Here is a 7,161-nt window from a genome sequence, read left to right on the forward strand (position 1 = left end):
GGATGCAAAAAAAGATTGGTTCTTGGCTTAGGGGGCAAGTTATTTTAATGATAATCATCGGTATCCTATCCTACATCGGACTTTTGATTTTAGGGGTCAGGTATGCTTTATTACTGGCGCTATTTGCGGGTTTGATGGAAATTATTCCGTATATTGGCCCGATTTTTGGCGCTGTGCCCGCGGTTTTTATCGCCCTTACCCAGTCGCCGATAAAAGGTCTTTTGGTGATTGTCTTGTATCTTATCATTCAGCAATTAGAGAATAATTTAATTGTGCCCAAGATAATGAAGCGGGCAGTAGGGCTTAACCCGATTGTGGTGATTTTAGTAATTTTGATTGGCGGCAAGATAGCCGGCATTGTTGGCGCCTTAATTGCCGTGCCAGTGGCCACTGCTTTTTCAGTGATGCTTAAAGACTTTTTGGATTTAAGAAAGCAAGGAGAGAGTGGTAATAAAAATAAAATAATATAAAAATATAAAAATAAACGAGACGAGATAAGTTTTTATATTATTTTATTTTTTATATTATTTTATCAGGTGAATTAGAAATTTTCATGTTATATATCGTTGCCACCCCAATCGGTAATCTTTCTGACATCACCCTGCGAACGTTAGATACGTTAAAGCAGGTTGATTTAATTTTATGCGAAGATACTCGTCATACCCAGAAATTATTGAGTCATTATAATATTAAAACTCCAACCCTAAGTTATCACCAGCACAGCCGATTGACTAAATTAGAACAAATTATTAAACTATTGGAAGCTGGTAAAAACTTGGCTTTGGTTACTGATGCGGGTACGCCCGGTATTTCTGACCCCGGCGGTAAACTAGTGGCTGAGGTGGTTGAAAAACTGGGTGATGGCGTTAAAATCGAAACTATCCCCGGACCTTCGGCCCTCACAGCGGCAATTTCTATTTCCGGCTTGCCAACTGATTCATTCATTTTTTTAGGATTTTTACCAACAAAGAAGGGCCGTGAAAAACTATTTAAAGAAATTGCTGAATCCAAAAGAACAATCGTTTTCTACGAGTCGCCGCATCGCATAATTAAAACTCTAAATTCTTTAAAGGAGCATTGTGGTTCACAACAGCTTGTGGTTTGTCGGGAAATGACCAAAAAATTTGAGACTACCTATCGCGGCGTCGCAAGTGAAGTTTTAGAAAAATTGAGTCAAGATAAAATTAGAGGTGAGTTTGTGGTAATTGTGAGAGGGAAATAATTATGGAAAAGAAATATATTACAACCGCAATTCCTTACGTTAATGCCGCTCCGCATATCGGCTTTGCTTTGGAATTGATTCAAGCGGACGTTGTTGCTCGTTACTCCAGAGAAAAAAAAGAAGATACTTTTTTTCTAACCGGCGTTGATGAAAACAGTTTAAAAAATGTCCAAGCTGCTGAAAAAGAGGGGATTAGCACCCAGGAATTAGTCGACCGCAACACGCAAAAATTCATTGATTTAACTCGGACTCTTAATATTTCCAATGATGAATTCATTCGCACAACAAGCGAAAAACACAAACTTGGAACTCAAAAATTTTGGCAAGCTTGTAAAAATGATATTTATAAAAAGAAGTACAAAGGACTTTATTGCGTTGGCTGTGAAAGTTTTTATCTCAAAAAGGATTTGACCAACGGCAAATGCCCAGAGCATAAGACCAAACCGGAAACAGTGGAAGAGGAAAATTATTTTTTTAAGCTTTCTAAATACCAAAAAAAACTTGAAAAGTTGATTGAGTCAGACGAATATCAAGTAGTTCCTCAAACTCGGAAAAATGAAGTTTTGAATTTCATAAAAAATGGCCTTAAAGATTTCAGTATTTCCCGGTCAAAAGAACGGGCTAAGGGCTGGGGGATTCCCGTGCCCGGTGATAACTCGCAAATTATCTATGTTTGGTTTGATGCTTTGATAAACTATATTTCCGCGCTTGATTACGACATCAATGGGGATAAGTTTAAGAAATTTTGGCCTGCTGATATCCATGTTATTGGCAAGGGTATCAGCCGTTTTCATGCTATCTATTGGCCAGCTATGCTGCTTTCTGCTGGCCTGCCCCTGCCCAAAAAATTATTCGTCCATGGCTATGTTAATATTGGCGGTGAAAAAATTTCTAAATCCATAGGCAACACTGTTGATCCGTTTGAATTAGTCAAGAAATATGACGTTGACGCGGTCCGATATTTTTTATTGCGTGAAATTCCAGCCCATGGCGATGGCGATTTTTCTGAAGAGCGGTTTAGAGAAAAATATAACGCTGATCTATCCAACAATCTCGGCAACCTCATCAGCCGTACCGCCAACTTAATTGAGAAAAATGAAATTGAGTTTGCTAAGCTTGAAGTCAAGCCGAACGAGTTTGAAAAACAAATAGACAAATTTTATTCTGACTTCAAATTTGACGAGATTCTAAAATTCATTTGGCAAAAAATCGATGAAGCTAATTTATACATCAACAAAAAAGAACCCTGGAAAGTAAAAGAAAAAAAAGAGCTTGAGAAAATTTTCAAAAAACTCGTTATTGGCATCCAAAAAATCGCTAAAGCATTAGTTCCCTTTATTCCCGAAACCGCCCAAAAAATCCTAAACCAATTCTCTCAACCCAAAATCAAAAAACACGAGATTTTATTTCCGAGGATAAAATAAAATAAAAATTATTACTTATTACTTATCCCGCCTTCAATTACTTTATTACTTGATTACTCAATTACTCATTCACTTATTTACTTGTCCTTATGAACATCCTAGACATTATTTTATTAGTATTATTATTTTTATTTTTCTTAACCGGCTTTTGGCGGGGTTTGATAAAAACTGTTGGCGGTTTTGTGGGTTTGGTTTTGGGAATTTTTATTGCCGGAGTTTTTTATGAAGATTTGGCGGGTTGGGTGACCCAATACATACCTTGGTCAGAAAAGGTTTTAACCGTGGTGGTTTTTATTTTGATTTTCGTAATCACCGCGCGGCTCATTGATTTTATTTTTTGTCTTCTAGACCGGATTTTTAAATTTTTTACAATTATCCCGTTTTTAAAAACCATCAATCGTTTGGCTGGCGGAGTTTTTGGCCTTTTGCAGGGAGTGGTTTTTTTAGGTCTATGTTTGTTTGTTTATTCAAAGTTTGCTTTCTGGTCATTGCTAGACGGACAGCTCTTAGAATCCCAAATCGCCCCAGCGTTGATTTTCTTGGTTAAGTTTCTGTTGCTTTTATTACCGGATGCTTTGAAGGAGATAGAAGGACTGCTTTAAAATTTATTCATTTATTAGTTTATTGATTTATTAATAAACTAATAAATTAATAAACGTAATAAACAAATATGTTAATAGATTGCCACGCCCACTTAAATTTTCAAGCCTACGCAAATGACAGGAACGAGGTCATCAACCGTTGCCAAAATATGAAAGTAATAAATATCGGCTCGCAGTATCCCACGAGCCGTTTAGCTTTAGAATTGGCGCGAAAAAATAAGAACATGTTTGCTTCCGTGGGTCTGCACCCGATTCATGTTGGCGGTCAGGAGTATGATGAGAATGAAGTTCGCGAGAAAGTTGAGATGAGTGATGAAGAACAACTTGTTAAAATCAAAGAATTGCTTGCAACGGATAAAGATAATCGCATTGTTGCAGTAGGGGAGACTGGTTTGGATTATTTCCATTTTGATTCAAAGAAACAAGAAAACAAGAAAACAAAAAAACAAGAGGAGGTTTTTTTAAAGCATATTGAATTGGCCAGAGGATTCAACAAACCCCTAATGTTGCATTGTCGCGGAGCTAAAGATAATCCCGAAGAAGCATATCGAGACATGTTAAAAATTATCAATTATCAATTATCCCAGCCTCAACCAAAGGCAGATGGGCATCTGGCCCAAAAGGCTGGTCTCCTCCAAAAGGGGATGGGCCCCTGGTCCAAGCCCCTGGCCGAAATTATTAATAATTATAAAATTCAAGGAATGATACACTGTTTCTCCTCGACCGTTGATATAGCCCAACGCTTCATTAATCTCGGATTCTATCTCGGCTTTACCGGCATCATTACTTTCCCCCTTCGGCGCGGCTCAGGGTCTTCGACCAACGCAGGCGAATTAGTCAATGTAGTCAAACAAACACCGTTAAATCACATCTTCACTGAAACAGATTGTCCCTATTTAGCGCCCCAACCAGTTCGCGGTCAACGTAATGAACCATCGTATGTGAAATATATTGTCGAAGAAATTGCGAAAATTAAGGGAATAGGATATGATGAGGTAATTACGGCGGTGGAGGAGAATGCGCGGGAATTATTTGGAGTGTAATTGTAATCAAGCAATCAAGTAACGAAGTAATCGAGTAATTAAGTAATAAGGTAAATTTTTTATCCCATTAAGATTAAGACAGAGTATTCGATTACTTAATTACTCGGTTACTTGATTACTAAGATAGAAAAATAATAACAAAGTAATTTCTTGAGCGATGGCTAAAATAATTAAACACTTTTACGACTTAGATGCGTGGCAAAAAGCGCGTCATCTATCAGTTGCTTTGTATAAGGTTACTCGAGATTTTCCAAAAGACGAAAGATTTGGCATGATTGATCAAATCAGAAGAGCCGCTGTTTCTGTAGCCAGCAATATCGCCGAGGGATTTGGTAGATATCGCTTCAAGGACAAGTTAAGATTCTACTATCAATCAAGAGGCTCTCTTTATGAAGTTCAATCATTGTTAATCATTTCTATGGATCTAGAGTATTTAAGTAAAGAAAAATACACGGAACTGTTTATTGCGTCTAATGATGTCGCTCGATTGACTTGGGGGCTAATTAAATCTATTCAAAGACAAATTAATTACTAGATTACTCGATTACTTTATTACTATGACGTTACAATTCGTAATTACAATAGTTATCCTCATCACGGGTTTTGTGGGTCTTTTTTGGTATCTCAAAAGCCGTGAAAAAAAAGACGCCGAAGCTAAGCAAGACGACAAATCCCTGCTCCTGCTCCAAAACCAGCTAACCGAACTCAACCGCACCCTGGATTCCAAACTCGGCGAGTCCACCCGCGTCATCCAAGAACAATTTACCCAAAGCACCCGCATCATTCAAGGCATTAGCGGTCAAAGCCAAAAAATCATTTCCGAAATATCCGAAAAAATGACTAAATTAGATGATACGAACAAGCAAGTCGTGGGTTTTGCCGGTCAACTTCAAAGTTTGGAAAATATTTTAAAAAATCCCAAACAACGGGGAGTGTTGGGAGAGTATTTTCTGGAGACCGTTTTGAAAAATGTCCTGCCGCCGGGCCAGTTTCAAATGCAGTATAAATTTAAAGACGGTGAAACTGTTGATGCTGTTGTTTTTACCAGGGAAGGAATGGTCCCAATTGATTCCAAGTTTAGTTTGGAAAATTATAATCGCATAGTTGAAGAACAAGACCAGTCCCAACGTCAAATTTTAGAAAAACAGTTCAAACAGGATCTTAAGCTTCGCATTGATGAAACCAGCAAATATATTAGGCCCAATGAAAAAACCACGGATTTTGCTTTTATGTTTATCCCGTCTGAAGGCATATATTATGATCTTCTTATTAACCAGGTTGGAGCTGTTAAAGTTAACACTCAGGACTTGATTGAATATGCTCTTCGCCAGAAAAAAGTTATTATTGTTTCGCCAACAACATTTTTTGCGTATCTCCAAACAGTGCTTCATGGCCTGCGCGCTTTAAAAATTGAAGAAGGCGCCAAAGAAATCCGCAAACGGGTGGAAATGCTTGGAAAGCATATAAACGCTTATGAGGATTATTTTAGAAAACTTGGCGGTCATCTTGGAACCACAGTCAACACTTACAACACTGCCTACAAAGAACTCGGCAAAATAGATAAGGATGTCCTAAAAATTTCCGAAGGCAATGCTGGCGGTTTAGTTAGTCCTGAATTAATTGATAAACCGAGTGTGGATAATTAGTCGCAGTGTTTGTCACTTGTCACTCGTCACTCGTCACTGGTCACTAGGGAAACTACTGCAACATTTTGTTTTTATTTCAAACTTTTATCGATTAACATTATGAGTGTTAAAAATTTTTACGAATTAACTGCTTGGCAAAAGGCTAGAGAATTAACTAAGGATGTTTATAGAAATACGAAAAATTTTCCCAAAGAAGAACTTTATGGAATTACCAGTCAAAGCCGACGGGCTATTGTTTCTGTTTGCTCCAACATCGCTGAAGGTTTTGGCAGGTTTTTTTATAAAGATAAAAAAAGATTTTATTATCAAGCCAGAGGCTCAATTCAAGAGGTTCAATCCTTATTAATAAATTCTTACGATCTAGAATACATCTCAAAAGAAACATATATTGATTTATTCAAAAAAGGTGTATCTGTTTTAAAATTAATAAATGGCCTTATTGCGTCAGTTAAACTTAAACTCAGCCCTAGTGACCAGTGACTAGTGACCAATGACTATTACTATGACTAAAAAATCAAATTCTTACGAGCTTGACTTACAAAAAGATTTAAGAGATCCCGAATTTAAAAAGTATTTTGATGAATATGGTAAACAACTTGAAGCCGCTTACCGAGTTTTAAATTTACGCAAAAAGAAAAAAATGAGCCAGCAAACTCTGGCCAAAAAACTCGGTACCAGCCAAGCTGCGGTCGCTCGCATGGAAGCCGGCAATCAAAACTTTTCTTTAAAAATGCTGGGAAAAATTGCTGATGTTTTTGGCAAAGAGTTGAAGATTTCGTTTGAATAAAATATTTGAGTTGGATTCCACATCGATCTTTCAACTGGGGAGGGATAAAATGGCAGAACCCCGCTATATAACAGTTTGCCGTAAAGATGGCCGGCCTTTGCACTTTGAGTTAAATAGTTTAAGACTAGACAGGCAACAGGGTTACGTTTTTCTCAATGACGGGAAGGTTAATTTGGATCCCGAGAGAGTGGTTACAGTTCATGCTTATTTATTTTCTCCATCACTGCGGACAAGGTGTTACAGTGGTGAATTGGAGCAAGTAGGGCAGGAAGAAGTACTTTCCGCTAGAGACGGTGTAATTTAAAAACCGTCGTGTTCATTATGGTGGACTCGGCGGTTCTTTTTATCTAAGTATTTTGTTCCACTTTTTGAAATATAGGAATCAGAAAAATATTTAACTTTTTACAAGCACTGCGATATATCGTAATATCGTAATA

Annotated in this window: 10 protein-coding genes; all 10 read left to right on the forward strand. The window is 37.5% G+C overall.

The window, feature by feature from the left end; genetic code table 11:
- A partial coding sequence (locus KKD20_02675; GenBank protein MBU4332000.1) for an AI-2E family transporter occupies positions 1-470 on the forward strand: 470 nt, incomplete at its 5' end.
- 83 nt (positions 471-553) lie between these two features.
- On the forward strand, positions 554-1,222 hold the full coding sequence (gene rsmI, locus KKD20_02680) for a 16S rRNA (cytidine(1402)-2'-O)-methyltransferase (protein ID MBU4332001.1): 669 nt from the start codon (positions 554-556) through the stop codon (positions 1,220-1,222).
- 2 nt (positions 1,223-1,224) lie between these two features.
- Positions 1,225-2,646, forward strand: coding sequence for a methionine--tRNA ligase (locus KKD20_02685; GenBank protein ID MBU4332002.1), 1,422 nt, complete (start codon positions 1,225-1,227; stop codon positions 2,644-2,646).
- Positions 2,647-2,735: 89 nt separating this feature from the next.
- A complete protein-coding gene (locus KKD20_02690) occupies positions 2,736-3,248 on the forward strand; it encodes a CvpA family protein (GenBank protein MBU4332003.1) in 513 nt (170 codons plus the stop codon).
- Between the two features lie 68 nt (positions 3,249-3,316).
- Positions 3,317-4,291, forward strand: a complete 975-nt coding sequence (locus KKD20_02695; protein MBU4332004.1) for a TatD family hydrolase — start codon at positions 3,317-3,319, stop codon at positions 4,289-4,291.
- 157 nt (positions 4,292-4,448) lie between these two features.
- Positions 4,449-4,826 carry a four helix bundle protein gene (locus KKD20_02700; GenBank protein ID MBU4332005.1) on the forward strand — a complete coding sequence of 126 codons (378 nt, stop codon included), beginning with the start codon at positions 4,449-4,451 and terminating at the stop codon, positions 4,824-4,826.
- A gap of 22 nt (positions 4,827-4,848) precedes the next feature.
- Complete coding sequence (locus KKD20_02705; GenBank protein MBU4332006.1) at positions 4,849-5,937, forward strand: DNA recombination protein RmuC; 1,089 nt, start codon at positions 4,849-4,851, stop codon at positions 5,935-5,937.
- A 99-nt stretch (positions 5,938-6,036) separates the two neighbouring features.
- Positions 6,037-6,417: a four helix bundle protein gene (locus tag KKD20_02710; GenBank protein ID MBU4332007.1), complete on the forward strand. Its 381-nt coding sequence runs from the start codon at positions 6,037-6,039 to the stop codon at positions 6,415-6,417.
- A 22-nt stretch (positions 6,418-6,439) separates the two neighbouring features.
- Entirely contained in the window at positions 6,440-6,724 is a 285-nt protein-coding gene (locus KKD20_02715) for a helix-turn-helix transcriptional regulator (GenBank protein ID MBU4332008.1), read from the forward strand.
- Positions 6,725-6,773: 49 nt separating this feature from the next.
- On the forward strand, positions 6,774-7,028 hold the full coding sequence (locus KKD20_02720; protein ID MBU4332009.1) for a hypothetical protein: 255 nt from the start codon (positions 6,774-6,776) through the stop codon (positions 7,026-7,028).
- Positions 7,029-7,161 lie beyond the last annotated feature (133 nt).

It is taken from the genome of Patescibacteria group bacterium (assembly GCA_018896645.1).
Lineage (GTDB): Bacteria > Patescibacteriota > Patescibacteriia > UBA2591 > JABMQE01 > JAHIMF01.

Bases quoted from the DNA above. Each gene is read 5' to 3' on its own strand.
- rsmI (MBU4332001.1), top strand. From the start codon at position 554: ATGTTATATATCGTTGCCACCCCAATCGGTAATCTTTCTGACATCACC.
- KKD20_02685 (MBU4332002.1), top strand. From the start codon at position 1,225: ATGGAAAAGAAATATATTACAACCGCAATTCCTTACGTTAATGCCGCT.
- KKD20_02690 (MBU4332003.1), top strand. From the start codon at position 2,736: ATGAACATCCTAGACATTATTTTATTAGTATTATTATTTTTATTTTTC.
- KKD20_02695 (MBU4332004.1), top strand. From the start codon at position 3,317: ATGTTAATAGATTGCCACGCCCACTTAAATTTTCAAGCCTACGCAAAT.
- KKD20_02700 (MBU4332005.1), top strand. From the start codon at position 4,449: ATGGCTAAAATAATTAAACACTTTTACGACTTAGATGCGTGGCAAAAA.
- KKD20_02705 (MBU4332006.1), top strand. From the start codon at position 4,849: ATGACGTTACAATTCGTAATTACAATAGTTATCCTCATCACGGGTTTT.
- KKD20_02710 (MBU4332007.1), top strand. From the start codon at position 6,037: ATGAGTGTTAAAAATTTTTACGAATTAACTGCTTGGCAAAAGGCTAGA.
- KKD20_02715 (MBU4332008.1), top strand. From the start codon at position 6,440: ATGACTAAAAAATCAAATTCTTACGAGCTTGACTTACAAAAAGATTTA.
- KKD20_02720 (MBU4332009.1), top strand. From the start codon at position 6,774: ATGGCAGAACCCCGCTATATAACAGTTTGCCGTAAAGATGGCCGGCCT.